This window comes from Streptomyces sp. NPDC089915 (genome assembly GCF_040684675.1).
In the GTDB taxonomy this organism is placed as follows: domain Bacteria; phylum Actinomycetota; class Actinomycetes; order Streptomycetales; family Streptomycetaceae; genus Streptomyces.
The window spans coordinates 23,699-49,539 of record NZ_JBFBGN010000017.1; the positions used below are offsets into that span (position 1 = coordinate 23,699).

At 71.3% G+C, this 25,841-nt stretch carries 19 protein-coding genes; 7 read left to right on the top strand and 12 right to left on the bottom strand.

Annotated features, from left to right (window positions below):
- Positions 1-117 precede the first annotated feature (117 nt).
- Positions 118-804, top strand: a complete 687-nt coding sequence (locus tag AB0O29_RS08105) for a response regulator transcription factor (protein ID WP_365147877.1) — start codon at positions 118-120, stop codon at positions 802-804.
- A 196-nt stretch (positions 805-1,000) separates the two neighbouring features.
- Here AB0O29_RS08105 and AB0O29_RS08110 read toward each other — a convergent pair whose 3' ends face one another.
- The 8 genes from AB0O29_RS08110 to AB0O29_RS08145 form a co-directional block, all read right to left on the bottom strand.
- The gene (locus AB0O29_RS08110) at positions 1,001-1,807 is read right to left on the bottom strand and encodes an SDR family NAD(P)-dependent oxidoreductase (RefSeq protein ID WP_365147880.1); all 807 of its coding nucleotides are present in this window, start codon (positions 1,805-1,807) and stop codon (positions 1,001-1,003) included.
- A gap of 624 nt (positions 1,808-2,431) precedes the next feature.
- Positions 2,432-4,978 carry a sensor histidine kinase KdpD gene (locus tag AB0O29_RS08115; protein ID WP_365147883.1) on the bottom strand — a complete coding sequence of 849 codons (2,547 nt, stop codon included), beginning with the start codon at positions 4,976-4,978 and terminating at the stop codon, positions 2,432-2,434.
- 39 nt (positions 4,979-5,017) lie between these two features.
- Positions 5,018-5,707 (bottom strand): response regulator, encoded by a 690-nt coding sequence (locus AB0O29_RS08120; RefSeq protein WP_365147886.1) that lies wholly within the window; start codon positions 5,705-5,707, stop codon positions 5,018-5,020.
- A 125-nt stretch (positions 5,708-5,832) separates the two neighbouring features.
- On the bottom strand, positions 5,833-6,549 hold the full coding sequence (locus AB0O29_RS08125; RefSeq protein ID WP_365147889.1) for a potassium-transporting ATPase subunit C: 717 nt from the start codon (positions 6,547-6,549) through the stop codon (positions 5,833-5,835).
- A gap of 6 nt (positions 6,550-6,555) precedes the next feature.
- On the bottom strand, positions 6,556-8,658 hold the full coding sequence (kdpB, locus tag AB0O29_RS08130; RefSeq protein WP_365147892.1) for a potassium-transporting ATPase subunit KdpB: 2,103 nt from the start codon (positions 8,656-8,658) through the stop codon (positions 6,556-6,558).
- Positions 8,655-10,319, bottom strand: a complete 1,665-nt coding sequence (kdpA, locus tag AB0O29_RS08135; RefSeq protein ID WP_365147895.1) for a potassium-transporting ATPase subunit KdpA — start codon at positions 10,317-10,319, stop codon at positions 8,655-8,657. The genes kdpB (AB0O29_RS08130) and kdpA overlap by 4 nt, the downstream gene beginning before the upstream one ends.
- 6 nt (positions 10,320-10,325) lie before the next feature.
- Positions 10,326-10,415 (bottom strand): K(+)-transporting ATPase subunit F, encoded by a 90-nt coding sequence (kdpF, locus tag AB0O29_RS08140; RefSeq protein WP_266387857.1) that lies wholly within the window; start codon positions 10,413-10,415, stop codon positions 10,326-10,328.
- A gap of 240 nt (positions 10,416-10,655) precedes the next feature.
- Complete coding sequence (locus tag AB0O29_RS08145; protein ID WP_365147899.1) at positions 10,656-11,405, bottom strand: DUF4118 domain-containing protein; 750 nt, start codon at positions 11,403-11,405, stop codon at positions 10,656-10,658.
- Between the two features lie 221 nt (positions 11,406-11,626).
- Here AB0O29_RS08145 and AB0O29_RS08150 point away from each other — a divergent pair, with 221 nt between their 5' ends.
- The 4 genes from AB0O29_RS08150 to AB0O29_RS08165 all read left to right on the top strand — a co-directional run bounded on the left by AB0O29_RS08150 (position 11,627) and on the right by AB0O29_RS08165 (position 18,686).
- Positions 11,627-13,510: an APC family permease gene (locus AB0O29_RS08150; protein WP_365147902.1), complete on the top strand. Its 1,884-nt coding sequence runs from the start codon at positions 11,627-11,629 to the stop codon at positions 13,508-13,510.
- 251 nt (positions 13,511-13,761) lie between these two features.
- Complete coding sequence (gene kdpB, locus AB0O29_RS08155; protein WP_365147905.1) at positions 13,762-15,912, top strand: potassium-transporting ATPase subunit KdpB; 2,151 nt, start codon at positions 13,762-13,764, stop codon at positions 15,910-15,912.
- A 186-nt stretch (positions 15,913-16,098) separates the two neighbouring features.
- Positions 16,099-18,036, top strand: coding sequence for an amino acid transporter (locus AB0O29_RS08160; RefSeq protein WP_365147908.1), 1,938 nt, complete (start codon positions 16,099-16,101; stop codon positions 18,034-18,036).
- A gap of 140 nt (positions 18,037-18,176) precedes the next feature.
- A complete protein-coding gene (locus AB0O29_RS08165) occupies positions 18,177-18,686 on the top strand; it encodes a universal stress protein (RefSeq protein WP_365147912.1) in 510 nt (169 codons plus the stop codon).
- Positions 18,687-18,717: 31 nt separating this feature from the next.
- Here AB0O29_RS08165 and AB0O29_RS08170 read toward each other — a convergent pair whose 3' ends face one another.
- Positions 18,718-19,836 carry an acyl-CoA desaturase gene (locus AB0O29_RS08170; RefSeq protein ID WP_365147914.1) on the bottom strand — a complete coding sequence of 373 codons (1,119 nt, stop codon included), beginning with the start codon at positions 19,834-19,836 and terminating at the stop codon, positions 18,718-18,720.
- 7 nt (positions 19,837-19,843) lie between these two features.
- The gene (locus AB0O29_RS08175; protein WP_365147916.1) at positions 19,844-20,899 is read right to left on the bottom strand and encodes a ferredoxin reductase; all 1,056 of its coding nucleotides are present in this window, start codon (positions 20,897-20,899) and stop codon (positions 19,844-19,846) included.
- An 86-nt stretch (positions 20,900-20,985) separates the two neighbouring features.
- Between AB0O29_RS08175 and AB0O29_RS08180 the strand changes: the two genes are divergently transcribed.
- Positions 20,986-22,125, top strand: a complete 1,140-nt coding sequence (locus AB0O29_RS08180; RefSeq protein WP_365147919.1) for a helix-turn-helix domain-containing protein — start codon at positions 20,986-20,988, stop codon at positions 22,123-22,125.
- Between the two features lie 46 nt (positions 22,126-22,171).
- Here AB0O29_RS08180 and AB0O29_RS08185 read toward each other — a convergent pair whose 3' ends face one another.
- Together AB0O29_RS08185 and AB0O29_RS08190 are read right to left on the bottom strand one after the other, a co-directional pair.
- Positions 22,172-22,939 carry a cupin gene (locus AB0O29_RS08185; RefSeq protein ID WP_365147922.1) on the bottom strand — a complete coding sequence of 256 codons (768 nt, stop codon included), beginning with the start codon at positions 22,937-22,939 and terminating at the stop codon, positions 22,172-22,174.
- Entirely contained in the window at positions 22,936-24,066 is a 1,131-nt protein-coding gene (locus AB0O29_RS08190) for a Gfo/Idh/MocA family oxidoreductase (protein WP_365147925.1), read from the bottom strand. The genes AB0O29_RS08185 and AB0O29_RS08190 overlap by 4 nt, the downstream gene beginning before the upstream one ends.
- A gap of 402 nt (positions 24,067-24,468) precedes the next feature.
- Here AB0O29_RS08190 and AB0O29_RS08195 point away from each other — a divergent pair, with 402 nt between their 5' ends.
- Positions 24,469-25,833 carry a cytochrome P450 gene (locus AB0O29_RS08195; RefSeq protein WP_365147928.1) on the top strand — a complete coding sequence of 455 codons (1,365 nt, stop codon included), beginning with the start codon at positions 24,469-24,471 and terminating at the stop codon, positions 25,831-25,833.
- The last annotated feature ends 8 nt before the right edge of the window (positions 25,834-25,841 follow it).

Below are 25,841 nucleotides of genomic sequence, written 5' to 3' on the forward strand. Positions count from 1 at the left end.
GCATCGCCTCCGGGCGGGGCTCGCAGAATCAGCCGTATCCGGGACCGAAGGCAGGGAAAGCCAGCCGGCCGGCCGGTGCGGATCTCACAGGACGTTCGACGGGAAGGCGGCACAGCGATGACGCGGGTGCTGGTGGTGGACGACGAACCGCAGCTTGCGCGGCTGCTGGTCATCAATCTGAAGGCGCGGAAGTACGAAGTGGACTGCGCGCAGGACGGAGGCACGGCCCTGGACGCCGTGGCGGCCCGCCGGCCGGACGTGGTCCTGCTCGACCTCGGGCTCCCCGACATGGACGGGATCGAGGTGATCAGGCGGCTGCGCGTGTGGTCGCAGGTCCCCGTCCTGGTCGTCTCGGCCCGCCACGGCTCGCAGGAGAAGATCGACGCCCTGGACGCCGGCGCCGACGACTACGTCACCAAGCCCTTCAGCATGGACGAACTGCTGGCCCGGCTGAAGGCCGTCGGCCGCCGCGTGTCGGTGCGGGAACCGGGCGCCGCGGACGAAGAGGTGGTCGAGACGGAGGAGTTCACCATCGACCTGCTGGCGAAGAAGGCCAGGCGAAGAGGGCAGGGCGTCAGGCTCACGCCGACGGAATGGCACGTGCTGGAGATCCTGATCCGCAACCGGGGCCGTCTCGTCAGCCAGCGGCGGCTGCTCCAGGAGGTGTGGGGCTCCTCCTACGGCACGCAGACCAACTACCTGCGGGTGTACATGGCCCACCTGCGGCGGAAGCTGGAAGCCGACCCCTCGCGCCCACGCCATCTCATCACCGCCCCCGGCATGGGGTACCGCTTCGAGGCGTGAGGACCTTGACGTCCTCCGAGCCGTACCGCCGGATCACGGGCACTCCTTGCCGGGGCATGGGAGTGGGGCGGCCCTTCGGAGGGCCGCCCCACGGGGTGGGTCGCCGGTCAGCAGTTGGGCTTGCCGCCGTGGTTGGAGCCCTTCTTGCGGCGGGCCCTCTTCTTGCGTGCGCGCTTGGACATGTCCGTGGAGCCCTTCAGGCGGTGTGGCCGACGAGGAGGTCGGCGAGTTTGTTGAGGCGCTTGACGGTGCGGTCCTCGGTGGCGGCGGGGGCCGGGGCGACGCGCTCGGAGCGGTCGTAGTAGGCGCCGTTGACGATCTCGGTGGCCGGGTCGCAGAGCCGTACGACGTGCCGTGCACCCTCTGCCGCCGGGGCGCCCGCGTGCCCGTACAGCGGGAGGAGGCCGGTCTCGCAGACGCCGGGGTCGACGGAGACGGCGGTGACGCGCGGGTCGGCGGCGAAGACGGTCAGCGCGAGCTGCGACTGGGCGTACGCGGCGAGGCGGGAGTAGCGCCGCACGCGCTGCGGGTCGTTCCACTGGATGGCGCCGGAACGGTGCAGCGCGGAGGAGACGTTGACGACGCGCCCGCCGGGGTCGCCGGCGAGGGCGGACTCCAGGAGGTCGGTGAGGAGGTAGTGGGCCAGGAAGTTGACCTGGAAGGCGATCTCGTTGCCGTCGGCGGTCAGCGTGTGGCGCTCGGGCGCGGCGATGGCCGCGTTGTTGACGAGTACGTCCAGGCGCGGGTGGTCGCGCACGACGGCGTGGGCGAGGTTCTCGACCTCCTCCAGGCGGGTGAAGTCGGCGGCGAGCGGCCGGAGCCGGGCGCCGTTGACCCCGGCGGTCGCGATCAGCCGGTCGGCGGCCGCCTGGGCCTCCTCCGGCGTGCGGCCGTGCAGGAGAACGGTGGCGCCGAGCTCGGCGAGCCGGCGCGCGGTCTCGTAGCCGATGCCTGAGGAGGCTCCGGTGACGAGGACGGTACGGCCGGACAGGGATGAGGACATGGCGGATTCCCGGGAGAAGGCATGCCTGACGTGCCCGGTGCCCCGGCGTGAGAGGGGGCAGCATGGGATCAGGTCATACGGTGAAGGTGAGGGTGATGATGCGTATGGAGCCTGCGGCAGCGCCCTTCAAGCGGGCGGCGGCAGCCGGTACGCGCAGGACGCGCGGCCGACGTCAGAGGGCCGGGCGGACAGCGGGCGCCGTCGGCCGCACCGGATTCGGTGGCCGGTCGTCGTAGCGCGGACCGCTGTTCATGGCGCAATCCCAGCGCATCGCGGACGCGGAGGCAAGCGCTCGAAGGCTTCTTGACGGCCTTCTGACGACCATTCGTCAGGGCCGCATCAAAGATCGGCTTCCGTGCGGAAGGAACCCGTCAAGGCGAGCTGCCGCAGCCGTCGGCGGGTCGCAGACTGGTGGGGCGACGGAGCCGGAAGACGGTCCGGCGGCACGCGGCTGGTGGCGGTGACCTGAACACCGCCCGGAGCGGCGCGGGGCCCCGCCGTGGGGGTGGGGACCTGTGCGACCGCGTGCCGGTCACCCGTCGTACGACACATGAGCCGTCCGGCTCTCCGGTGTGGGGATACCGGGGCCGGACGGCTCGCGTGCGTCGGTCGGCCGCCTCGACGTCAGGTCACCGCGGACGTCGGCAGCTCCGGCGATACCGGAGGGCCGTCGCCCGCCATGGGGAGGGTGAGGACCATGGTGAGGCCGCCGCCCGGGGTGTCCTCCGCCGCGAGGGTGCCTCCGATGGCCTCGGTGAAGCCGCGGGCGACGGCGAGGCCCAGACCGACGCCGGCCCCGCGCGGGGCGTCGCCGTGGCGCTGGAAGGGCTCGAAGATACGGTTCTTGGCCTCGTCGGGGACGCCCGGGCCCCGGTCGACGACCCGGAGCTCCACGCGGCTCCCCAGGGCGCTCGCGGAGACGTTGACGGGCTGGCCGTGGGGGCTGTACTTGACGGCGTTCTCGACGATGTTGGCGACGGCCCGTTCCAGCAGGCCCCGGTCCACGGCGACCATCGGGAGCGTCTCCGGGATGTCCAGGTCCACGCTGTCCTCCGGTACGCCGCCCAGGGCCATGGGGACGACCTCGTCGAGGTCGGTCTCCCGGATGAGCGGGACGACGGTGCCGGTGTTCAGCCGGGACATGTCGAGGAGGTTGCCGATCAGGGCGGCGAGGCGGTCGGCGCCGTCCTCGATGCCTTCGAGCAGCTCGGCCTTGTCCTCCTCGGACCATTCGACGTCGTCGGAGCGCAGTGAGGTGACGGACGCCTTGATGCCGGCGAGCGGGGTGCGCAGGTCGTGGCTGACGGCGGCGAGCAGGGCGGTGCGGATGCGGTTCGCCTCGGCGAGCTCGCGCGACTTCTCCGCCTCGTCCACGAGGCGCTGGCGGTCGAGGACGACGGCCGCCTGGGCGGCGAAGGCGCCGAGGACGCGGCGGTCCTCGGCGGGCAGGACCCGGCCGGTCAGGGCGAGTGCCATGTCGTCGCCTATGGGGAGGTCGACGTCGGCGTCCTCGGGCCGGCTGACGGGGCCGGTGCCGACGGAGGCCGCCGTCGTCCACGGCTCGACCTCACTGGTGCGTTCCAGGAGGACGACCGACTGCATGGCGAAGGTCTCGCGCAGTCGTTCGAGCAGGGCGTCGAGGGAGTCCTCGCCGCGCAGCACGTTGCCGGCGAGGAAGGAGAGGATCTCGGACTCGGCGCGCAGGCGGGCGGCCTGGTGGGTGCGCCGGGCGGCGAGGTCGACCACGGAGGCCACCGACACCGCCACGCCCACGAAGATCGCGATGGCCACGATGTTCTTGGGGTCGGAGATGGTGAACTCGTGCAGCGGCGGGGTGAAGTAGTAGTTCAGCAGCAGGGACCCGAACGCCGCCGAGGCCAGCGCGGGGAGGAGCCCGCCGAACAGCGCCGCCGCCACGGTGAACGTGAGGAAGAGCAGCATGTCGTTGGCGAGCCCGAGCTCGGGGACGAGCTGGTTCAGCAGCACGGCGAGCACGGCCGGGCCGGCGATGCCAGCGATCCAGCCCCAGATGATGCGGGAGCGGCCGAGCCGCGCGCCGCGGGCCGCCGGCAGGGGGCGGCGGCCCTTGGCGGCCTCGTCGTGGGTGACGATGTGGACGTCGAGGTCGGGGCCGGATTCCCGGGCGACGGTGGCGCTGACACCGGGCCGGAAGACGGACTGCCAGGAGCGCCGGCGGCTGACGCCCAGCACGATCTGCGTGGCGTTGCAGCCGCGGGCGAACTCCAGCAGGGCGTCGGGGACGTCGTCGCCTATGACGTGGTGGAAGGTGCCCCCGAGGTCCTCCACCAGGGTCCGCTGGACGGCGAGTTCCTTGGGCGAGGCGGAGGTGAGGCCGTCGCTGGCGGCGATGTAGACGGCGAGGACCTCGCCGCCGGCGCCCTTCTCCGCGAGGCGGGCGGCGCGGCGGATGAGCGTACGGCCCTCGGCGCCGCCGGTGATGCCGACGACGATGCGCTCGCGGGCCTGCCAGGTGGAGCGGATGTCGTGCTCGCCCCGGTACTGCTGGAGGTACTCGTCGACCCGGTCGGCCACCCACAGCAGCGCCAGCTCGCGCAGCGCGGTCAGGTTGCCGGGCCGGAAGTAGTTCGACAGGGCCGCGTCGACCTTGTCGGGCTTGTAGACGTTGCCGTGGGCCATGCGCCTGCGCAGCGCCTGCGGGGACATGTCGACCAGTTCGATCTGGTCCGCCCGCCGGGCGACCTCGTCGGGGACGGTCTCCCGCTGGCGGACCCCGGTGATCGTCTCGACGACGTCGCCCAGCGATTCCAGGTGCTGGATGTTGACCGTCGAGACGACGTCGATGCCCGCCTGGAGGAGCTCCTCGACGTCCTGCCAGCGCTTGGCGTTGCGGGAGCCGGGGACGTTGGTGTGCGCGAGCTCGTCGACCAGGGCGACGGCGGGTCGGCGGGCCAGGATCGCGTCGACGTCCATTTCGGTGAACGTCGAGCCGCGGTAGTCCAGTTCGGCCCGCTCGATGAGTTCGAGGCCGTGCAGCATGACCTCGGTCCGCGGCCGGTTGTGGTGCTCGACGAAGCCGACGACGCAGTCGGTGCCCCGCTCGACCCTGCGGTGGGCCTCGGAGAGCATCGCGTACGTCTTGCCGACGCCCGGTGCCGCGCCGAGGTAGATGCGGAGCTTGCCGCGTCCCATGTTCAGACTCTTCTTCTGTGTCGACGGTCGGGCGGACGATCAGGGTTCGAAGCGGTATCCCATGCCCGGTTCGGTGATCAGGTACCGGGGGTGAGAAGGGTCCGGTTCCAGTTTGCGCCGTAGCTGGGCCATGTAGACGCGCAGGTAGTTGGTGTTCTCCCCGTACGTCGGGCCCCAGACCTCCAGCAGCAGCCGAGCCTGTGTGATCAGTCGGCCCGGGTGGGTGATGAGGATCTCCAGCAGGTGCCACTCGGTCGGAGTCAGGCGTACGGTGCGGTCTCCGCGCCGTACCTTCCGTGCGACGAGGTCGACGGTGAACTCGTCGGTCGTCACGGCGGCGACCTCGTCGGGCCGAGACGCCGACGGGGCCTCCTGCCTTCGGGCGGCCGCGCGCAGCCGGGCGAGGAGCTCGTCCATGCTGAACGGTTTCGTCACGTAGTCGTCGGCGCCCGCGTCCAGCGCCCGGATCTTGTCCTCCGAAGTGTGCCGGGCGGAGAGGACCAGGATGGGCACGCGGCTCCAGCCGCGGACGTTCCTGATCACGTCGACGCCGTCCATGTCGGGCAGCCCCAGGTCCAGCACTATGACGTCCGGCCTGCGGGCTGCCGCCAGCCGCAGGGCAGAGCCGCCGTCGGGAGCCTCTTCGACCTCGAATTTGCGCGCCTGGAGGTTGATCTTGAGTGCGCGGACGAGCTGGGGATCGTCCTCCACCACCAGCACCCGGGTCATCGGTAAGCAGCCTTTCCTTCGTTCACGGGCACGGTGAGGAGCCGGCGGGGCGCTCGGGCACCCTCCCAGCGTCGGCTGGGGGAGTTCCGCGCCCCGCCGGCTCCCGTTCCGTGCGATGGGGAGCATCAGCTCTTGGTCAGTGCCTTGAGGGCGGTGTTCAGTTCGAGGACGTTGACACGGGGCTCGCCCATGAAGCCGAGGGTCCGGCCGGTGGTGTGGTCCCCGACGAGCTTCTCGACCTGCTTGACGTCGAGCTTGTTCCGCTCGGCGACCCGGCGGACCTGGAGCTCGGCGTACTCCGGAGAGATGTTCGGGTCGAGGCCGGAGCCGGAGGAGGTGACGGCGTCGGCCGGTACGTCCTGCGGCCTGACCTTGTAGGAGGCGGTGGAGTTGTCCGCGATGACCGCCTCCTTGGCGGCGACGACCTGGGCGCAGAGGGTGCCCTCCTCGGCGGCCTCGGTGCACTTGCCGTTCACGGCCCCGTTGTCCGCGGAGCGGTTGGTGGCGCCGGAGAGGAGCAGCGAGTACTGGGTGTTGACCGAGTTGGCGCCGAGGCCGTTGGAGGGGCGGGGCTGGAACCACTTCAGGTCCGGCTTGGCGGCCTCCTCGGGGTCGTTCGGGTCCTTCTTGGGCAGGTTGTAGGTCTGCCCGATGAGGGACGAGCCGACGACGTTGCCGCTCTTGTCCTTGATTTCGGAGCCGTTGGCCTTGTCGTTGAAGAGCGCCTGGGCGATCCCGGTGACGGCGAGCGGGTAGAGCACGCCGCACACGACGGTCAGGACGAGCAGTGCCCGGAGCCCGGCGCCGAGCAGGCGCGCGGTGTTGCCTACAGAGTTGTTCATGTCGTCTCAGCCGATTCCGGGGATGAGGGTGATGAGGAGGTCGATGAGCTTGATGCCGATGAACGGGGCGATGAGACCGCCCACGCCGTACAGCCCCAGGTTGCGGCGGAGCATCTTGTCGGCGCTGGTGGGCTTGTACTGCACGCCCTTGAGGGCGAGCGGCACGAGGGCGATGATGATGAGCGCGTTGAAGATGACGGCGGAGAGGATCGCGGACTCGGGGGAGTGCAGGCCCATGATGTTGAGCTTGTCCAGGCCCGGGTAGACCACGGCGAACATGGCCGGGATGATCGCGAAGTACTTCGCCACGTCGTTGGCGATGGAGAAGGTGGTGAGCGCGCCCCGGGTGATCAGGAGCTGCTTGCCGATCTCCACGATCTCGATGAGCTTGGTCGGGTTGGAGTCCAGGTCGACCATGTTCCCGGCCTCCTTGGCGGCCGAGGTGCCCGTGTTCATCGCGACGCCGACGTCGGCCTGGGCCAGGGCGGGGGCGTCGTTCGTGCCGTCGCCCGTCATGGCGACGAGCTTGCCGCCGGCCTGCTCCCGCTTGATGAGGGCCATCTTGTCCTCGGGCGTGGCCTCGGCGAGGAAGTCGTCGACACCGGCCTCCTCGGCGATGGCCTTCGCGGTCAGCGGGTTGTCGCCCGTGATCATGACGGTCTTGATGCCCATGCGGCGCAGCTCGTCGAACCGCTCCCGCATGCCCTCCTTGACCACGTCCTTGAGGTGGATGACACCCAGGACGCGTGCGCCCTTCTCGTCCTTGACGGCGACGAGCAGGGGCGTACCGCCCGCTTCCGAGATCTTGTTCGCGAGGAGGTCGGCGTCGTCGGCGACCTCGCCGCCCTGCTCCTCGACCCAGGTGATGACCGAGCCGGCCGCGCCCTTGCGGGTCTGCCTGCCGTCGACGTCCACGCCCGACATACGGGTCTGGGCGGTGAACTCGATCCAGGTGGCGTGCGCCAGCTCGCCCTGGTGACGCTCGCGGAGCCCGTACTTCTCCTTCGCCAGGACGACGATGGAACGGCCCTCGGGCGTCTCGTCGGCCAGCGAGGACAGCTGGGCGGCGTCCGCCAGCTCGGCCTCGGTGACGCCCTTGACGGGGACGAACTCGGAGGCCTGGCGGTTGCCGAGGGTGATGGTGCCGGTCTTGTCGAGCAGCAGCGTGGACACGTCACCGGCGGCCTCGACGGCGCGGCCGGACATGGCCAGGACGTTGCGCTGGACCAGGCGGTCCATGCCGGCGATGCCGATCGCCGAGAGCAGGGCGCCGATGGTGGTCGGGATCAGGCAGACCAGGAGCGCGGTGAGCACGATCATGGACTGCTCGGCGCCCGCGTAGATCGCGAAGGGCTGGAGGGTGACGACGGCGAGCAGGAAGACGATGGTGAGGGACGCCAGAAGGATGTTCAGCGCGATCTCGTTGGGCGTCTTCTGCCGGGCGGCGCCCTCGACGAGGGCGATCATCCGGTCGATGAAGGTCTCGCCGGGCTTCGTCGTGATCTTGATGACGATCCGGTCGGACAGGACCTTCGTACCGCCGGTGACGGCGGAGCGGTCGCCGCCGGACTCGCGGATGACGGGGGCGGACTCGCCGGTGATGGCGGATTCGTCGACGGACGCGACGCCTTCGACGACGTCTCCGTCGCCGGGGATGACGTCGCCGGCCTCGCAGACCACCCGGTCGCCGATCTTCAGCTCGGTGCCCGCCACGGACTCCTCGCTGCCGTCCGCGGTGAGACGGCGGGCCACGGAGTCGGTCTTGGCCTTGCGCAGGGTGTCCGCCTGCGCCTTGCCGCGGCCCTCGGCGACGGCTTCGGCGAGGTTGGCGAAGATCGTGGTCAGCCACAGCCAGGCGGTGATGGCCCAGCCGAACCAGTCCGTCGGGTCCTTGACGGCCAAGGCGGTCGTGACGACCGACCCGACGAGGACCACGAACATGACCGGCGACTTGATCATGATGCGCGGGTCGAGCTTGCGGATCGCGTCGGGGAAGGACTTGACCAGCTGCTTGGGGTCGAAGAGGCCGCCGCCAACGCGGCCGGCGGGCGGCTTGTGGCCCGTGGGCAGGTCCTCGTGCGGAGCACGGGTCGGGGTGGCGGTGCTCATGATGCGAGCCCTTCGGCGAGCGGCCCCAGCGCGAGCGCGGGGAAGTAGGTCAGACCGGTGACGATGAGGATCGTGCCGACGAGCAGGCCCGTGTAGAGCGGCTTGTCGGTGCGCAGGGTGCCCGCGGTCTCGGGGACGGGCTTCTGCTCGGCGAGCGAGCCGGCGAGCGCGAGGACGAACACCATCGGGAGGAAGCGGCCGAGGAGCATGGCGAGGCCGATCGTGGTGTTGTACCACTGGGTGTCGGCGTTCAGGCCGCCGAAGGCGGAGCCGTTGTTGTTGGCGCCCGAGGTGTAGGCGTAGAGGACCTCGGAGAAGCCGTGCGCGCCGGAGTTGAGCATCGAGTGCGGCGGGGTCGGCAGGGCCATCGCGGCGGCGGTGAAGCAGAGCACGAGGGCCGGGGTGATGAGGATGTAGCAGGCGGCGAGCTTGATCTCGCGGGTGCCGATCTTCTTGCCCAGGTACTCGGGGGTGCGGCCGACCATCAGGCCGGCGATGAACACCGCGATGATCGCCATGACGAGCATGCCGTACAGGCCGGAGCCGACACCGCCGGGCGCGATCTCGCCGAGCTGCATGCCCAGCAGCTGGATCCCGCCGCCCAGTCCGGTGTAGGAGGAGTGGAAGGAGTTGACCGCGCCGGTCGAGGTGAGCGTGGTGGCGACCGAGAAGATCGCGGAGGCGCCGACGCCGAAGCGGGTCTCCTTGCCCTCCATCGCCCCGCCGGCGGCCTGGAGTGCCGGGCCGTGGTGGGCGAACTCGGTCCACATCATCAGCGCGGTGAACCCGAGCCAGATCGTCGCCATCGTGGCGAGGATCGCGTAGCCCTGGCGCAGGCTTCCGACCATGCGGCCGAAGGTGCGGGTCAGCGCGAAGGGGATGACCAGGATCAGGAAGATCTCGAAGAGGTTCGAGAAGGGGGTCGGGTTCTCGAAGGGGTGGGCGGAGTTGGCGTTGAAGTAGCCGCCGCCGTTCGTCCCGAGCTCCTTGATGACCTCCTGCGAGGCCACCGCCCCGCCGTTCCACTGCTGGGTACCGCCCGTGAACTGGCCGACCTCGTGGATTCCGGCGAAGTTCTGGATCGCCCCGCAGGCGACCAGGACCAGGGCCCCGACGATCGAGATCGGGATCAGGATGCGGACGGTGCCGCGGACCAGGTCGGCCCAGAAGTTGCCGAGTTCACCGGTGCGGGAGCGCGCGAAGCCCCGTACGAGGGCGACCGCGACGGCCATGCCGACGGCGGCGGAGACGAAGTTCTGCACCGCCAGCCCGCCCGTCTGCACGACGTGGCCCATGGCCTGCTCACCGGCGTACGACTGCCAGTTCGTGTTCGCCACGAAGGAGGCCGCGGTGTTGAAGGCCTGGTCCGGGTCGATCGCGGAGAAGCCGAGCGAGCCGGGCAGGACGCCCTGGGCGCGCTGGAGGGCGTAGAGGAACAGGACGCTGACCGCGGAGAAGGCGAGGACGCCGCGCAGGTAGGCGGGCCAGCGCATCTCGGCGGACGGGTTGGCGCCGATGGCCTTGTAGATCCACTTCTCCGGCTTGTAGTGCTTCTGGGAGGAGTAGACCTTGGCCATGTAGTCGCCCAGGGGGCGGTAGGCCAGCGCGAGCGCGGCCAGTAGTGCGAGGAGCTGGAGCACACCAGCGAGAACGGGACTCATCGGTGGCTAGAACCTCTCCGGCTTGACGAGGGCGAGGACGAGGTAGCCCAGGAGGGCGACGGCCACGAGCAGGCCGACGATGTTCTCGGCAGTCACAGCTTGGTCACCCCCTTGGCGATGAGAGCCACCAGCGCGAAGACCGCGACTGTGGTGACGACGAAGGCCAGATCGGCCATCGCGAGCTCCTGAGTGAAGTGGGAAGTAATGAATCGGCCAGATGGCCGATGACGAGATAACCGTGTCTTCATCCCGGCGTTAAGACGCCTTGACGGGCTACATACGGGCGCAGGGGAACTCTTAACGCCACCCTGACGGGCAGGGGCGGGGAAGGCCCGGTCAGCCCGGGTGGGCCAGGCCGGCCGTGTCCAGGGCGGAGCCGGCCTGTGCGGCCAGTGCGACGGCCACCAGGCGGTTCTGTTCCGGGGGCGGCGGGCCGGGGAGGGGGTCCAGCAGGTAGCGGCCGTAGTAGTGGCCGCCGCCGACGACCCGCAGCTCGGTCTCGCCGTCCGGCCAGTCGGCGTACTCCGTGATCCGGTCCGGGCGGCGCAGCCAGAGGCCGCCGTCGTGTTCCAGGCGCGGCAGGCCGCCCATCAGGGTTCCGTATTCGAAGCGGCAGCCGCGCAGCCCGAGCAGGCCGACGAGCTCCCTGCGCACGTACTCGACGACCGCCTCCGGCGAGCGGCCGTCCTCGGCCAGCCGGACGGTGCCCTGGAGGCTCGCCATCTGAGCGGCGCCGGTGGTCACGGTGGTCCGCAGCCGGCGGGCGCGTACCGACAGCTGGGAGACGATCAGGCCGACGACGAGCAGCAGGACCGCCGTCCCGACGTCCTCGCGGCCGGTGATCGTGAACCGCTGGTAGGGCACGGTCAGGAAGAAGTCGAACCAGGCGGCCGCCGACAGCGCGGCCACCGCTCCGGCGGTCCGCGTACCGACGGCGGCCACCGCGACCACCGCGACGACGAGGATCAGGGCCGCGTTCGTCGACGAAAGGTCTCCGCGGAAGGGCACGAGCGCGAGCGCCGTGAGGAAGGGGGCCACGAGCGCCGCGAGCAGGGCGGCGGCGTCGTGGAGCCGGTATCCGGACATCTGGGGCCTCCTGTCCGTTCGCTTCAACCCTGCGCCCCGCCGCAGGCGCGGGCACCCGCTCCCGCGGGTCTTGACGCACCTCATACGGCGCTCCCGCTCCGGCATCAAGAGCGCGTGAGGACTGGCGCGGCGGCCGTATGGACAACGTCAAGGACCCTGGCGATCCGGCCATGGAATTCCCGACGCTGTCCTCGCTTTGTCCAACGGAGGAACAGCGAGAGATGTCCATAGACATGGGAAAGACCGGCACCGCAGGGCAGACTCCGGGCACGGAGGAGCCGCCTGACACCCGTATCCCCTCAGCGGCGGCAGAGGACCGCCACCGGCTGACGGCCCTCCAGGGGCTGGCCGCGCTGTCCCTGGACGCGATGGCGTCCGTGGCGTACGGGCCGGAGTCCATCGTGCTGGTCCTGGGCGCGGCCGGCGCCTACGGCCTCGGCTTCACCCTGCCGGTGACGGTGGCGATCGCCGCGCTGCTGGCCGTCCTGGTGGCCTCGTACCGGCAGGTCATCGCCGCCTTCCCGGACGGCGGCGGCTCCTACGCGGTCGCCAGACGGCACCTGGGCCGGCGTACGAGCCTGGTCGCCGCCGCCTCGCTGATCCTGGACTACGTCCTGAACGTCGCGGTGTCCGTCACGGCCGGCGTGGCCGCCCTGACCTCCGCCTTCCCCGAGCTGTACGGGGAGCGGGTGTGGATCTGCCTGGGCGTCCTGGTCCTGGTCACCGCGGTGAACCTGCGCGGGGTCGTGGAGTCCGCCAAGGCGTTCCTCGTGCCCACCGCCGTCTTCGTCGGGTCGATCCTCGCGATGGTCGTCGTCGGGCTCTTCCGCGACGCCCCCGTCAGCACCGCGTCCGCCACCGGGCATGCCTCCGCGCTCGGCGAGGGGGCGACCGCCGTCGGCGCGCTCCTGCTGCTGAAGGCCTTCGCCGCCGGCTGCTCCGCCCTGACCGGGGTCGAGGCCGTCGCCAACGCCGTTCCGTCCTTCCGCGCCCCGGCCGCCCGCCGGGCCCAGCGCACCGAGGTCGCCCTCGGCGCCCTGCTCGGCGTGATGCTGATCGGCCTGTCGGTCCTGATCGGGCGCTTCCACCTCCAGCCCGTCGAGGGCGTCACCGTCCTCGCGCAGCTCGCGGACGCCTCCTTCGGGCACAACGCCGCTTTCTACGTGGTCCAGTTCGCCACCGTGGTGCTGCTCGCGCTCGCCGCGAACACCTCCTTCGGCGGGCTGCCCGTGCTGATGAGCCTGCTGGCCCGCGACAACCACCTGCCGCACGTGTTCGCCCTCAAGGCCGACCGGCAGGTCCACCGCCACGGCGTGGTCTGGCTGGCACTCGTCTCCGCCGTCCTGCTCGTCTTCTCCGGCGGCGACACCAACACCCTCGTCCCGCTCTTCGCCATCGGCGTCTTCATCGGCTTCACCATCTGCCAGGTCGGCATGGTCCGGCACTGGTACGGGCGGCGGCCGCGCGGCTGGCGGGCGAAGGCGGCGCTCAACGGCTTCGGCGCCCTGCTGACCGGTGTCTCGGCCGTCGTGGTCACGGCCACCAAGTTCACCGAGGGCGCCTGGCTGATCGTCGTCGCGCTGCCGCTGCTCGTCCTCGGCTTCGAGAAGGTCCACCGGGCCTACACGGAGATCGGCGAACGCCTGGAGCTCGGCCGGATCCCGCAGGCGCCGCACCGGTCCCGCTCCCTGGTCGTGGTCCCCGTCTCCGGCCTGTCCCGCCTGACCAGCCAGGCCCTCACCGCCGCCCGCTCGCTCGGCGACGAGGTCCTCGCCGTGACCGTCACCCACCCGTCCCCCGAGGACCGCCAGGCGGCCGAAGCCCTGCGACGCGACTGGGAGTTGTGGAAGCCCGGTGTCGAACTGATCGAGCTCTCCTCGGAGACCCGCTCGCTCGGCCGCCCGCTGTCGGCGTACGTACGGCAGCTGGCGCGGGCCCACCCCGACTCCCAGGTGACCGTGCTCATCCCGGAGACCGAACCCGCCCGCCTGTGGCAGCGGCTGCTCCAGAACCAGCGCGGCTCCGTCGTCGCCCACGCCGTCCGCCGCGACACCGAAGCCGTGATCTGCCGGCTGCGCTTCCGGATCACGGCCGACGCGCGCTGACGCGCCTCTGACGGCGGTTTGACGCGTCCCGTACGCCGCCGTCAAAGAGCCGCCAATTCCCGCGCCCACATGCGCGCATCCGGTGAAACGGGCAGTAGTTTCCTGCCTGTTGCGCTGCCGGGGACCTGCAAACCACTCACATGACGGCCGAGGGGGTCCATGGAGGTGGTCCCCGGCAGCGACACCCCTCTCCCGCACCTGGCCACCAGCCGCCAGGGCCACCACGCCTCGAACCCATTCAGAAGGTATTCATGCCTCCTGCCGCCGCGCAGCACGTTCCTCCGGGTCTCGGGACTCCTCCGCGAACCCCGTCCCACCGGCCCTCCCGGAAACGCTCCGGCCGGGTGAACGTCGTGGACCCCGACCTCCTGGCCGCCTCCGTGCGAGAGGCCGTCGGCAAACTCCATCCGCGCGAACTGGTCAAGAAGCCGGTGCTGTTCGTCGTCGCCGTCGGATCCGTGCTGACCACCCTCTCGGCGCTCGTCCACCCGTCCGTCTTCACCTGGGTGATCAGCGTCTGGCTCTGGCTGACCGTCCTGTTCGCCAACCTGGCCGAGGCCGTCGCCGAAGGCCGGGGCCGCGCCCAGGCCGAGTCGCTGCGCAAGGCGCGTACGGACACGGTCGCCGTGCGGCTGACCCACTGGACGTACGGGGCGAACCTGCGACGGGCCGAGACCGAGGTGGTCACTCCCGCCGAACTCCAGCCCTTCGACTTCGTGCTCGTCGAGGCCGGCGAGCTGATCCCGGCCGACGGCGACGTGGTCGACGGGGCCGCGATGGTCGACGAGTCGGCCGTCACCGGCGAATCGGCACCCGTTCTGAGGGAATCCGGCGGCGACCGCTCCGGCGTCACCGGCGGTACGACCGTGCTGTCCGACTCGATCGTCGTACGGGTCACCTCGCGCCCGGGGCACAGCTTCATCGACCGGATGATCGCCCTGGTCGAAGGGGCCACCCGGCAGAAGACGCCCAACGAGATCGCACTGAACATCCTGCTGGCCGCCCTGACCATCATCTTCGTCCTCGTGGTCGTCTCCATCCAGCCGATGGCCGACTACGCGCACGCCGCGCAGTCCACGACCGTCCTGGTGGCCCTCCTCGTCACCCTCATCCCCACCACGATCGGCGCCCTCCTGTCGGCCATCGGCATCGCGGGCATGGACCGGCTCGTCCAGCGCAACGTCATCGCCATGAGCGGCCGCGCCGTCGAGGCCGCCGGAGACGTGAACACCCTGCTGCTCGACAAGACCGGCACCATCACCCTCGGCAACCGCGAGGCCGTGGCCTTCATCCCCCTGCCGGGCGTCGACCAGCTCAAGCTGGCGGACGCCGCCCAGCTGTCCTCGCTCGCCGACGAGACGCCCGAGGGGCGGTCCGTCGTGGCCCTCGCCCATCGGTACGGACTGCGGCCGGCCACCGCGGCGGACCTCAGCAACCCGCGGTTCACCGAGTTCAGCGCCCGGACCCGGATGAGCGGCGTCAACCTGAGCTGGGCGGGCGGCGCCGGCTGCGCGATCCGCAAGGGTGCGACCGTCCAGGTCTGCGACTGGGTGGCGATGCGCGGCGGCACCGTACCGGCGGAGGCGGTGGCCTGGTCGGCCAACGTGTCCGAGTCCGGGGGCACACCCCTGCTGGTGGCGGTCCACGACTGGGACGGGCCGCGGGTGCTCGGCATCATCCACCTCAAGGACGTGGTCAAGGACGGCATCCGGGAGCGGTTCGAGGAGCTGCGCCGGATGGGGATCCGCACGGTCATGGTCACCGGCGACAACGAGCTGACCGCCCGCGCCATCGCCGCCGAGGCCGGGGTCGACGAGTACCTGGCGGAGGCCACGCCCGAGGACAAGATGGCCCTCATCAAGCGGGAGCAGGCCGGCGGCAAGCTCGTCGCCATGACGGGCGACGGCACGAACGACGCCCCCGCCCTGGCCCAGGCCGACGTCGGCGTCGCGATGAACACGGGCACTTCGGCCGCCAAAGAGGCCGGGAACATGGTCGACCTCGACTCCAACCCGACGAAACTCATCGACATCGTCGAGATCGGCAAGCAGCTCCTCATCACCCGCGGAGCCCTGACCACCTTCTCCATCACCAACGACGTGGCGAAGTACTTCGCGATCATCCCCGCGATGTTCGCCACGGCCTACCCGGGCCTCGAAGCCCTCAACGTCATGGGCCTGAGCAGCCCCCGGTCCGCGATCACCTCGGCGATCATCTTCAACGCGCTGATCATCGTCGCCCTCATCCCGCTCGCCCTGCGCGGAGTCCGCTACCGGCCCGCCTCCGCCCACGACCTGCTGCGCCGCAACCTCGGCGTCTACGGCCTGGGCGGGCTGGTCCTGCCGTTCGTCGGGATCAAGCTGATCGACCTGCTGGTCTCGCTCATCCCCGGCATGGAGTGAGGTCCACGGCCCTCTGCCTCCGAACGGAGGGCGCTCCGTAGGCCATCAGAAGGAAGGGCGTTAAGAGGGCGTCAGGATTCCATCAGACGAGGCTATAGACGTATTGGCTGCGTTCTCGCTGCGTACGCTGGCCCAGCCGTCGACTCCGATGGCTGAATCCACACCGTACGACGGGAGCGCCCGACCATGGCCACCCCTGCCCGCTCCTCGCGCCTGCGCGCGTGGATGCTGGAAGGCTTGACCGCCCAGACCAGCTCACCCGCCGCCAAGGAAGCCGCGGCCCAGCCGCACGGCCGGCCGTGGTGGCGGGTCATGTGCCTGACGGGCCTCGACTACTTCTCCACCCTGGGCTACCAGCCCGGCATCGCCTTCCTCGCCGCCGGCCTGCTGTCGCCGCTGGCGACCATCGTGCTGGTGCTCCTCACCCTCTTCGGCGCACTGCCCGTCTACCGGCGGGTGGCCGAGGAGAGCCCGCACGGCGAGGGCTCCATCGCCATGCTGGAGAAGCTGCTGTCGTTCTGGAAGGGCAAGCTGTTCGTCCTGACCCTGCTCGGGTTCGCGGCGACCGACTTCCTGATCACCATCACCCTGTCGGCGGCGGACGCGACCGCGCACATGGTGGAGAACCCGCACCTCACCAGCACTCTGCACGGCCATGAGGTCCTGATCACCCTGATCCTGATCGCGCTGCTCGGGGCGGTCTTCCTCAAGGGGTTCAGCGAGGCCATCGGCGTCGCCGTGGTCCTGGTCTCCACCTACCTCGCCCTGAACGTCGTCGTCGTGGCGGTCGGGCTGTGGAACGTGTTCACCGAGACGCACGTCATCACCGACTGGACGAGCGCGCTGACCGCCGAGCACGGCAACCCCTTCATGATGATCGCCATCGCGCTCGTCGTGTTCCCGAAGCTCGCGCTCGGCCTCTCCGGCTTCGAGACCGGTGTGGCGGTCATGCCGCACGTCCAGGGCGATCCCGCGGACACGGAGGAGAAGCCCGCCGGCCGGATCCGCGGTGCCAAGAAGCTGCTCACCACGGCCGCCGTGATCATGAGCGTCTTCCTGATCTGCTCCAGCCTCATCACCACCCTGCTGATCCCGGCGGCCAAGTTCCAGCCGGGCGGCGAGGCGAACGGCCGCGCCCTCGCGTACCTCGCCCACGAATACCTGGGCTCCAGCTTCGGCACGGTCTACGACGTCTCGACGATCTGCATCCTGTGGTTCGCGGGCGCCTCGGCCATGGCCGGCCTGCTCAACCTGATGCCGCGCTACCTGCCCCGTTACGGCATGGCCCCGCACTGGGCCCGCGCCCTGCGCCCGATGGTGATCGTCTTCACGCTGATCGCCTTCCTGGTGACCTGGCTCTTCAACGCGGACGTCGACGCCCAGGGCGGCGCCTACGCCACCGGCGTCCTCGTCCTGATCACCTCGGCGGCCGTCGCCGTGACCATCGCCGCCCGCCGGGCGGGGGAGCGGGGCTGGACCATCGGCTTCGGGATCATCTCCGCCGTCTTCATCTACACCACCGCGATCAACGTCGCCGAGCGCCCCGACGGTGTGAAGATCGGCGCCTGCTTCATCGGCGGCATCATGGCCCTGTCGCTCCTCTCGCGCCTCGCGCGGGTCTTCGAGCTGCGCGTCACGGACATCGAGTTCGACGACATGGCGCAGCGGTTCATCCGCGACACCGCCAACCGCACGATCCGGTTCGTCGCCAACGAGCCCGACAGCCGGGACTTCGAGGAGTACCGGCAGAAGAAGGCGCAGATCCGCGAGGACAACGACATCCCGGCCGAGGACGACGTCGTGTTCGTCGAGGTCACGGTCCTGGACGCCTCCGAGTTCGAATCCGGGATGCGGGTGCGCGGCGAGGTGCTCCACGGCCGCTACCGGGTCCTGACCCTGGAGAGCTCCAGCATCCCCAACGCCCTCGCCGCCCTCCTGCTGCACGTCCGCGACGAGACCGGCCAGCGGCCCCACATCTACTTCGAGTGGACCGAGGGCAACCCGATGGCCAACTTCTTCCGGTTCTTCCTCTTCGGCCAGGGCGAGGTCGCCCCCGTCACCCGCGAGGTCATCCGCGAGGCCGAACCGGACCGCTCCCGCCGCCCCCACGTCCACGCCGGCTGACGGCCGGCACGACGGGCGCCGGGCGTCAGCAACGCGTCAGAATCACCGCACACCGCGTCAGGGGACCGTCAGCGATCCGCCCCCGGAACGCATCCCTGCCGTTGGATGAGCCTCCCGGACGGATCGACGAGGGAGGAAGCATGCCGCAGGTGGTCGTAGGCATAGGTGAGGGCCTGGGCGGCCTCGGGGCCCTTCACCGGGCCGCTGCCGAGGCCCGGCTGCGGCGGGTGGAGCTGTGCGCGGTACTGGCGTGGCAGGCCCCGGACGGCGGACCGGGCAGCCGCACCTCCTGCGGGGTGCCGGTATCGGCGCTGTGCCGGTCGGCCGCGGCGGACCGGCTGCGCGAGGTGCTCGGCAGCGCGTTCGGCGCCGGGACCCCGGCCCTCACCGTCACGGGCCTCACCGTGCGGGGCACGGCGGGGGCCGCGCTCGTCGACGTCGCGCGCGACCCGGACGACCTGCTCGTGGTGGGCTCGGGCCCCCGCGGACCGCTGCGCCGCCTGCTCCGCCCCTCGGTGACCCGCTACGTCCTCGCGCACGCCGCCTGCCCCGTCCTGACCGTGCCCCCGTCCCCGCTCCGGGCCGCGTACGAGGCGGCCCACCGCCGCAACTCCTGGCGGCTGCCGCTCGACGCCCGGGAACTCACCTGACACCGCGGGCGGTGAGAGGTTCGGACGCCGGTCAGGCCGCGACGAGTTCCTGTTCGCGGTCCGGTGCCTTGACCTTGGGCTTCCTGTTCGGCAGCGAGAGCCGGAAGACCTTGTGCCACGCGGAGAACACCTGCTTGGGCAGCGGCCCGGTGACGTACTCCAGCTCGTACTTCTCGAACAGCGCGCGCACCTTCACCGCGACCTCGGCGTACCGGTTGCTCGGCAGGTCCGGGAACAGGTGGTGCTCGATCTGGTGCGACAGGTTGCCGGTCATGAAGTGCATGGCCCTGCTGCCGCTGATGTTCGCCGAGCCCATCATCTGGCGCAGGTACCACTCTCCGCGGGTCTCGCCCTTGATCGACCGGCGTTCGAAGACCTGCACGCCCTCGGGGAAGTGCCCGCACATGATCACCGAGTGGGACCAGATGTTGCGGACCAGGTTCGCGGTGAAGGTGGCGGCGAGCGTGGTGAGGAAGGACGGGCCCGACAGCAGCGGGTGGATCACGTAGTCCTTGAGCACCTGCTTGCGGATCTTGCGGCCCACGGCCTTGGCCCGCGCGCGGAACTCCGGGTTCTTGCGGCGGCGCTTGCTCAGGTTCTTGCCGAGTTCCAGGTCGTACGCGGCGATGCCGTACTCGAAGAAGCAGGCGTTGACGAAGTTCCACAGCGGCTGGCCGAGGTGGAACGGCTGCCACCGCTGGTCCTCGTCGACGCGCATGATGCCGTAGCCGAGGTCGTTGTCCTTGCCGATCACGTTGGTGTACGTGTGGTGCAGCTCGTTGTGCGAGTGCTTCCACTGGTCGGCCGGCGAGACGTGGTCCCACTCCCAGGTGGTGGAGTGGATCTTCGGGTCCCGCATCCAGTCCCACTGGCCGTGCAGGATGTTGTGGCCGATCTCCATGTTGTCCATGATCTTCGCCACGGACAGCCCGGCGGTGCCGATCAGCCACGCGGGCGGGAAGAAGGAGAACAGCAGCACGCCCCTGCTGACCAGCTCGAGCTTGCGCTGCGCCGAGATTACCTTGCGGATGTAGGCGGCGTCCTTCTCGCCCCGGCTGGCGATCACCTCATCGCGGATCGCGTCCAGCTCGCGCCCGAGCTCCTCGATCTGCTCCGCGGTCAGGTGGGCGGTGGGGTCGATGGCGGTCAAGGTGCTCCTACCGTTCGATGGTGCAAGGGCCCGCCGCGGCGGACACGCAGGTCTGGATGAGGACGCCCGGCTCGGCCTCGGTGATCTCGCCGGTGCGCAGGTCGCGGACGGCGCCCGCGGTGAGCGGAGTGACGCAGCCGAAGCAGATGCCCATCCGGCACCCGGACGGCATGAGCACGCCGGCCTCCTCGCCGGCGTCCAGCAGCGGCGTGGCGCCGTCCGCGTCGACGGTCCTGCCGGTGGTGCCGAAGGTGATCTCGCCGCCGTCGCCGGTGACGACGATGCCGGGGCGGAAGCGTTCGGTGTGCAGGCGCTCGGGGACGCCGCGCTCGTTCCAGAGCTCCTCGGCGGCGTCGAGCAGGCCCGCGGGCCCGCAGGCCCAGGTCTCGCGCTCGGCCCAGTCGGGCACCAGCTCGTCGAGACGGGCGATGTCGAGCACGCCGTCCGTGTCGGTGTGCACCTCGGTCAGCCGCAGCTTCCCCTCCGCCACCAGGCCGTGCAGTTCGCCGCGGAAGATCACGTCCTGTGGCCGTGGAGCGCTGTGGACCATGACGACGTCGTCGAACCCGTTGTCGCGCAGCATGCCCATCACGGGCGTGATCCCGCTGCCGGCCGTCAGGTAGAGCACCTTGGCGGGCTTGGCCTCCGGCAGCACGAAGTCACCCGTCGCCTGGTCGAGCTGCACCAGCGTGCCCGGTTTCGCGCTGCGGACCAGGTGGTTGCTGACCTTGCCGTCCGGGATCGCCTTCACGGTGATCGTGATGCGGCCGTCCCGGCGGTCGGTCGGCGAGGTGAGGGAGTAGGCGCGCCACAGGCGCCTCCCGTCGACGTCGACCCCGATCCGCACGTACTGGCCGGCCGTGTGCCCGCGCCAGCCGCGTCCCGGCCTGATCACGACGGTCGCGGCGTCAGCCGTCTCGGGGTGCACGGCCTCGATGCGCCCGCGCAGGTCGGCGCCCGCACGCAGCGGGCTGACCAGGTCGAGGTAATCCGACGGCAGCAGCGGCGTCGTGACCATCTCCAGCAGTTTCCAAGCCCCACTGCGGAGGGCTGCACTCGTCATGGCTCAAGCTTGATGCGCCTCAAGGCGTAAAGTCCTGACCGTAGGACGTAAATCTGCTCGGCCGAATTGTTCGCAGGGAATGAAATATGAGCCATCCAATCCGGAGGGTCACCGAACCGCCCCTTGACGCGACGACGGTCACCGCACTTCGGGCCGCGCTGAGGACCACCGCCGACGAGGTCGTCCAGGCGATCATCGACGAGGTCCCGCCCTATGCCAACGCCCTTTCCGGCCGCATGGGCGTCACCATCCGCCGGGCCGTCCGCACCGCCCTGGGGAACTACCTGGACCTCGCGAGCGGGAACGCCACGGGCGGCGACGCCGGTGACGCGGCCTACGAGCTGGGCCGCGGCGAGGTGCGCGACGGCCGTTCGATGGACGCCCTGCTCAGCGCCTACCGCGTCGGCGCCCGCGTGGCCTGGCGGTGCCTGGCGGCGGGTGCCGTACCCGCGGGTCTGCCCGCCGCCGAGGTCGCCAAGTTCGCCGAGCTGACCTTCGCCTACATCGACGAGCTCTCCGCCGCGAGCGCCGCGGGCCACGCCGACGAGCTGGCCGCCCGGGGCCGGGAGCACGAGCGCCACCTGGAACACCTGGCCCGCGACCTCCTCGCCGGCGCGAGCCCGGACGTGCTGCTGGCCTCCGTCCAACGGGCCGGGTGGCAGCCTCCGGTCTCGCTGACCGCGGTCCTGCTGCCCGCCGCCCACGCCCGGCCCGCCTACCGCACGCTCGACCCGGGCACCCTCGTCCTCGACGATCTGCCGGACGCCTCCGGTGTGCTGCTCGTCCCCGATGCCGACCGGCCGCACCTCCTGCGGCAGCTGACCGACCGCGCCGCCGTGGTCGGCCCGGCCCGGCCATGGACCCGTGCGTCCGCCTCGTACGCACGAGCCGCACGCGCGCGCTCCCTCTCCTCCGACATCCGCGACACCGAGGAACACCTGCCCGAGCTGGTGCTGAGCGCCGACGCGGACGCGTTCGCGGACCTGCGCGCCCGAGCCCTCGCACCGTTGCGGACCCTGCCGGTCGCGACGGCCCGGCGTCTGGAGGAGACGCTGCGGGCGTGGCTGCTGCACCAGGGCAGGCGGGACGAGGCGGCGGCGGCCCTGTTCGTCCATCCCCAGACCGTCCGGTACCGGATGTCGCAGCTGCGGGACCTGTTCCCGGACCTCGCATCGCCACACCGGGTCCTCGAACTGACACTGGCGGTCGGCCTCCGGGCCGGCTGAGCGGGACGGGGCCACCGGCACGGCCGATGCGGCAGGACCCTCGTTCCTAGGGCACCGGCCGGTACCGGTGGACCTCGCCGCAGAAACCGGCCCGGTCCGTCCCCGCGCCAGGGGCGGGAAGGCGGGTCACCGAGGCGTCGGCCAGGTGCGCCGGGGCTCCGGCGGCGGCCGCCTCGGCGCGTTCGGCGAGCCGGTGCACGGCACGGGCCGGGCCGTCGGCGACCAGTCGCGGCCAGTCGGCCGCCCGGGGCCGGACCAGCGCGGCGGCGCGGTCGTAGAAGGCGAGCAGGGCCGCCCGCCCGTGGTCCGGACCGTGCTGCCACGCCGCGGTGAGGGCGGTGAAGCCGGACACGGCCCGGTCCCTGCGGGCCCGGACGGCGTCGGGGGCGTCGGCGTCGGCCATGGCCTCGTAGCGCTGCGCGTCGGCGAGGTCCTCGTCCGGGAAGGTGAAGACGACGTCGCCCCGTTCGTTGAGGTGGCTGTTCTCCATGATCACGAGGATCTTGAGGTCGTCGCCGGGGTCGGAGACCAGCCGGTGGAGGGTTCCGGGATCGAAGGTGACGGCGGCGTGCGGGCGGAGCTCGACCCTCTCGAAGCCGGACGGGGTGAGGAACTCGGCGGCTCCGCTGCCTTCGAGCACGACGTACATCTCGGTGCAGGCGAGGTGGACGTGCGGGGTTCCGCCGCACTGTCCGTCGGGGGCCCGGCTGGAGTACACCCGCACGTGGGACACACCCACTCCGGCGGGCGGGCCGGGCACGGGCCCGGCTCCGGTGGGGAAGGGGGCCGGGTGAGCGGGTACTGCTGTGGTCATGTCGTGACTCCCAGGGTCAGGGGCAGGGGATCGTGGGCGGCCGCGGTGGCCGGGACGGGCCGGCTGCTCCAGGCGTGCAGCAGGGCGAGCTGGTCGAGAGCCGCCCCGGGTGGGGCCGGGTTGGGGCCGCGGCCCCGGAAGTGGGCGAGGGCGCGGCTCAGATGGCGGCTGAGGCCGTCGTCCCGTATGACGTGCCGTTCCGCCGCGACCGGGGAGCCCTCGGCCCGAACGGTGACCGTGCCGTGGTTCCGGGGGAGTCCGGGGATCGGCTCGAAGGCCCCGATGACCTCCTGGACACGTCCGTGCGGGTCGGTGCCCACGACGGACATCGCCCGGTAGCGGGTACCGGAGCCGGGACCGATGCCCGACGACGCGAGTTCCGGTCCGTCCGGCCGGAGGCCGGGGTGTCCGATCCGCCCGGTCATCGAGCTGTACAGCAGCACCTCGCAGCCCGGCGCGTCCGCGCGCGTGCGGTAGCGGACCTCGACGCCGTCCTGCGTGGGGCCGGCCCAGGGCGCCGCCGCTCCGTGGAACCCGACCTCGGCCGGACCGTCCGGCGCCAGGTCGAGGCCGAGCCGTCGCCCCAGCGCTTCGACGGCCGCCACGAGATGTGGCCCCTCGTAGCCCAGCGCCCCCAAGTCGCGGTCCTGGAAACGCCCCCGGCGGACGTCGTGGGCGCGGTGCTTGCTCATCTCCACCGTCACCCGGCGCGGCACCAGGCCCAGCCGCGCCGAGGCATCGGCCACGTGCTCCAGCACGGCTGAGGACAGGTAGTGCTCCCCGACCACGACACGGCCCCGGTGGGCGGCGAGCAGCGCGCGCACGGCCGGCACGTCGCCGGGGGCACAGAGCGGCTTCTCGATCAGGACGTTCGCCCTCGTGTCGCGGGCGCACACCTCGGCCAGCAGGGCGCCATGGGCCTCGGTCGGGACGCAGACGTCCCAGAGGTCCGGACGTAAGCGGGCGGCCTCGGCCATCGACAGGACCGGTGGATCAGCCGCCGGCCGGCCTGCCGCGGCCAACCGGGGGTCGACCACACCCACCACCCGCACGCCCAGTGCCGCGAGCTTCGCATGGTGCAGGGCACCCATGTGCCCGTATCCGATCACTACACAACGGAGTGTCATGGGCGGCCACCTTAACGATTCTTCAGGAGCCTCCCGAACCGGAAGGGAGACCACCTTGAGGGCACGTATGCAAGATCAGCCACTCTCGGGAGGGCGCTGCCGGACGACTGCCGGGAGTGATCGTTCCCGTCCACGGCAGGGGGGATCCGTACGCCTCACGCCCGCAGCGTTGGGGCGGCGCCGACATGACCGAAAATCATTCACTCATTCGAGTGTGTGGGCGGGGCGGGTCGGCGCGGGCCGGATCTGCGCGCCTGGAAGTCCCTTATATGACGCCGCGTATGACGGGAAGGCCGTGCCGGGAGAGTCCGGCGTTCGCCGTACCCCCGTGCCGCCCCCGCGTGGTTCGCGTGTTCCGCCGAGGGGAAGGGATGCCGTCAGGTCTGGTGGAGGGGGTCCGCTGTGAGTTCCGGTCTCGGGGCCGTGCCGTTGGCCCCCGGGTACGTTCCGCTCCTCGGGCACACGGCCGCGATGCTGCGTGACCGGCCGGGGTTCCTCGCCTCGCCCGGGCAGGGGGACCTCGTGAGGCTGAGGTTCGGGCCGCAGACCATGGTCCTGGTCCGTGACCCCGATCTCGTGCAGCAGGTGCTGCGCGACGACCGGACCTTCGACAAGGGCGGCCCGTTCTTCGACCGGGCCCGGGAGGTCGTGGGGGACGGGCTGGCGACCTGTCCTCATGAGCGGCACCGCAGACAGCGCCGGCTGTGCCAGCCGGCGTTCCGTCCCGGCCGGCTGCCCGACTACACGGAGGCCGTCACGGCGGCGGCCCGTGAGGAGACGGCCGCGTGGAACGACGGGGACGTCATCGACGTCGCCCGGGTGATGCCGGCCCTCGCCAGCCGGGCGCTGGCACGGACGATGTTCAGCAGCCGCCTGCCGGCGCACACCACCCGGCAGATCAACGAGGACATCGCCACCCTGCTGGGCAGCGTCATCCGGCGCATGCTGACCCCCGCCCCCTTCGACCGCGCGCCGACCCCGGGCCACCTGCGCTACGAGCGTGCCCGCAGGCGCCTGCGGCAGACGGTGTCCGGCGTCGTCGCCGGCCGGCGGGCCGACGGCACCGACGACCCCGACCTGCTCTCGGCGCTGCTGTCGGCGGCCGATCCGGAGACCGGTGGGGACGGTCCCGTCTCACTGACCGACGAGGAGGTCGCCGACCAGCTCATCACGTTCTTCATCGCCGGGACCGAGACCACCGCCGGCCTGATGTCCTGGATGCTCTACGAACTCGCCCGCCACCCCGGGATCCAGGAGCACCTGCACGCCCACACCGCCGGCGTGCTGCGCGGCCGGCCGCCGCGGGCGGCGGACCTGCCCGCCCTGAGCTATGCCGAACAGGTGGTCGACGAGGCCCTGAGGCTGCACTCGCCCGTCTGGCTGTTCACCCGCACCGTCACCACCGAAACCCGGCTCGGCGGCGTCCGGCTTCCGGCCGGGACCGCGATCGCGATCAGTCCGTACACGGTCCACTGGAACCCCGATCTCCACCCCCGCCCCCGGGAGTTCGACCCCGGCCGGTGGAAGACCCCGCGCACCGATCGCGGTGCCCACGTCCCCTTCGGGGCGGGCCCGCGCCGGTGCATCGGCGACCGGTTCGCCGTCCAGGAGACCGTCGCCGTCCTCTCCGTGCTGATCAGCTCCTGGCGGTTCACCCCGGTCACCGAACGGCCCGTCAAGGTGGCCCTGTCCGCCTCGTACGGACCGCGCACGCTCCGCCTCCGCGTCCACGCCCGAGGGCCTGGCCACGTCGGCGGTCCCGAGTAGCCCCTGCC

Bases quoted from the DNA above. Each gene is read 5' to 3' on its own strand.
- AB0O29_RS08175 (WP_365147916.1), bottom strand. From the start codon at position 20,899: ATGACGAGTGCAGCCCTCCGCAGTGGGGCTTGGAAACTGCTGGAGATG.
- AB0O29_RS08110 (WP_365147880.1), bottom strand. From the start codon at position 1,807: ATGTCCTCATCCCTGTCCGGCCGTACCGTCCTCGTCACCGGAGCCTCC.
- AB0O29_RS08190 (WP_365147925.1), bottom strand. From the start codon at position 24,066: ATGACACTCCGTTGTGTAGTGATCGGATACGGGCACATGGGTGCCCTG.
- AB0O29_RS08105 (WP_365147877.1), top strand. From the start codon at position 118: ATGACGCGGGTGCTGGTGGTGGACGACGAACCGCAGCTTGCGCGGCTG.
- kdpA (WP_365147895.1), bottom strand. From the start codon at position 10,319: ATGAGTCCCGTTCTCGCTGGTGTGCTCCAGCTCCTCGCACTACTGGCC.
- AB0O29_RS08185 (WP_365147922.1), bottom strand. From the start codon at position 22,939: ATGACCACAGCAGTACCCGCTCACCCGGCCCCCTTCCCCACCGGAGCC.
- kdpB (WP_365147905.1), top strand. From the start codon at position 13,762: ATGCCTCCTGCCGCCGCGCAGCACGTTCCTCCGGGTCTCGGGACTCCT.
- AB0O29_RS08180 (WP_365147919.1), top strand. From the start codon at position 20,986: ATGAGCCATCCAATCCGGAGGGTCACCGAACCGCCCCTTGACGCGACG.
- AB0O29_RS08120 (WP_365147886.1), bottom strand. From the start codon at position 5,707: ATGACCCGGGTGCTGGTGGTGGAGGACGATCCCCAGCTCGTCCGCGCA.
- AB0O29_RS08145 (WP_365147899.1), bottom strand. From the start codon at position 11,405: ATGTCCGGATACCGGCTCCACGACGCCGCCGCCCTGCTCGCGGCGCTC.
- kdpB (WP_365147892.1), bottom strand. From the start codon at position 8,658: ATGAGCACCGCCACCCCGACCCGTGCTCCGCACGAGGACCTGCCCACG.
- AB0O29_RS08150 (WP_365147902.1), top strand. From the start codon at position 11,627: ATGTCCATAGACATGGGAAAGACCGGCACCGCAGGGCAGACTCCGGGC.
- AB0O29_RS08160 (WP_365147908.1), top strand. From the start codon at position 16,099: ATGGCCACCCCTGCCCGCTCCTCGCGCCTGCGCGCGTGGATGCTGGAA.
- AB0O29_RS08165 (WP_365147912.1), top strand. From the start codon at position 18,177: ATGCCGCAGGTGGTCGTAGGCATAGGTGAGGGCCTGGGCGGCCTCGGG.
- AB0O29_RS08115 (WP_365147883.1), bottom strand. From the start codon at position 4,978: ATGGGACGCGGCAAGCTCCGCATCTACCTCGGCGCGGCACCGGGCGTC.
- AB0O29_RS08125 (WP_365147889.1), bottom strand. From the start codon at position 6,549: ATGAACAACTCTGTAGGCAACACCGCGCGCCTGCTCGGCGCCGGGCTC.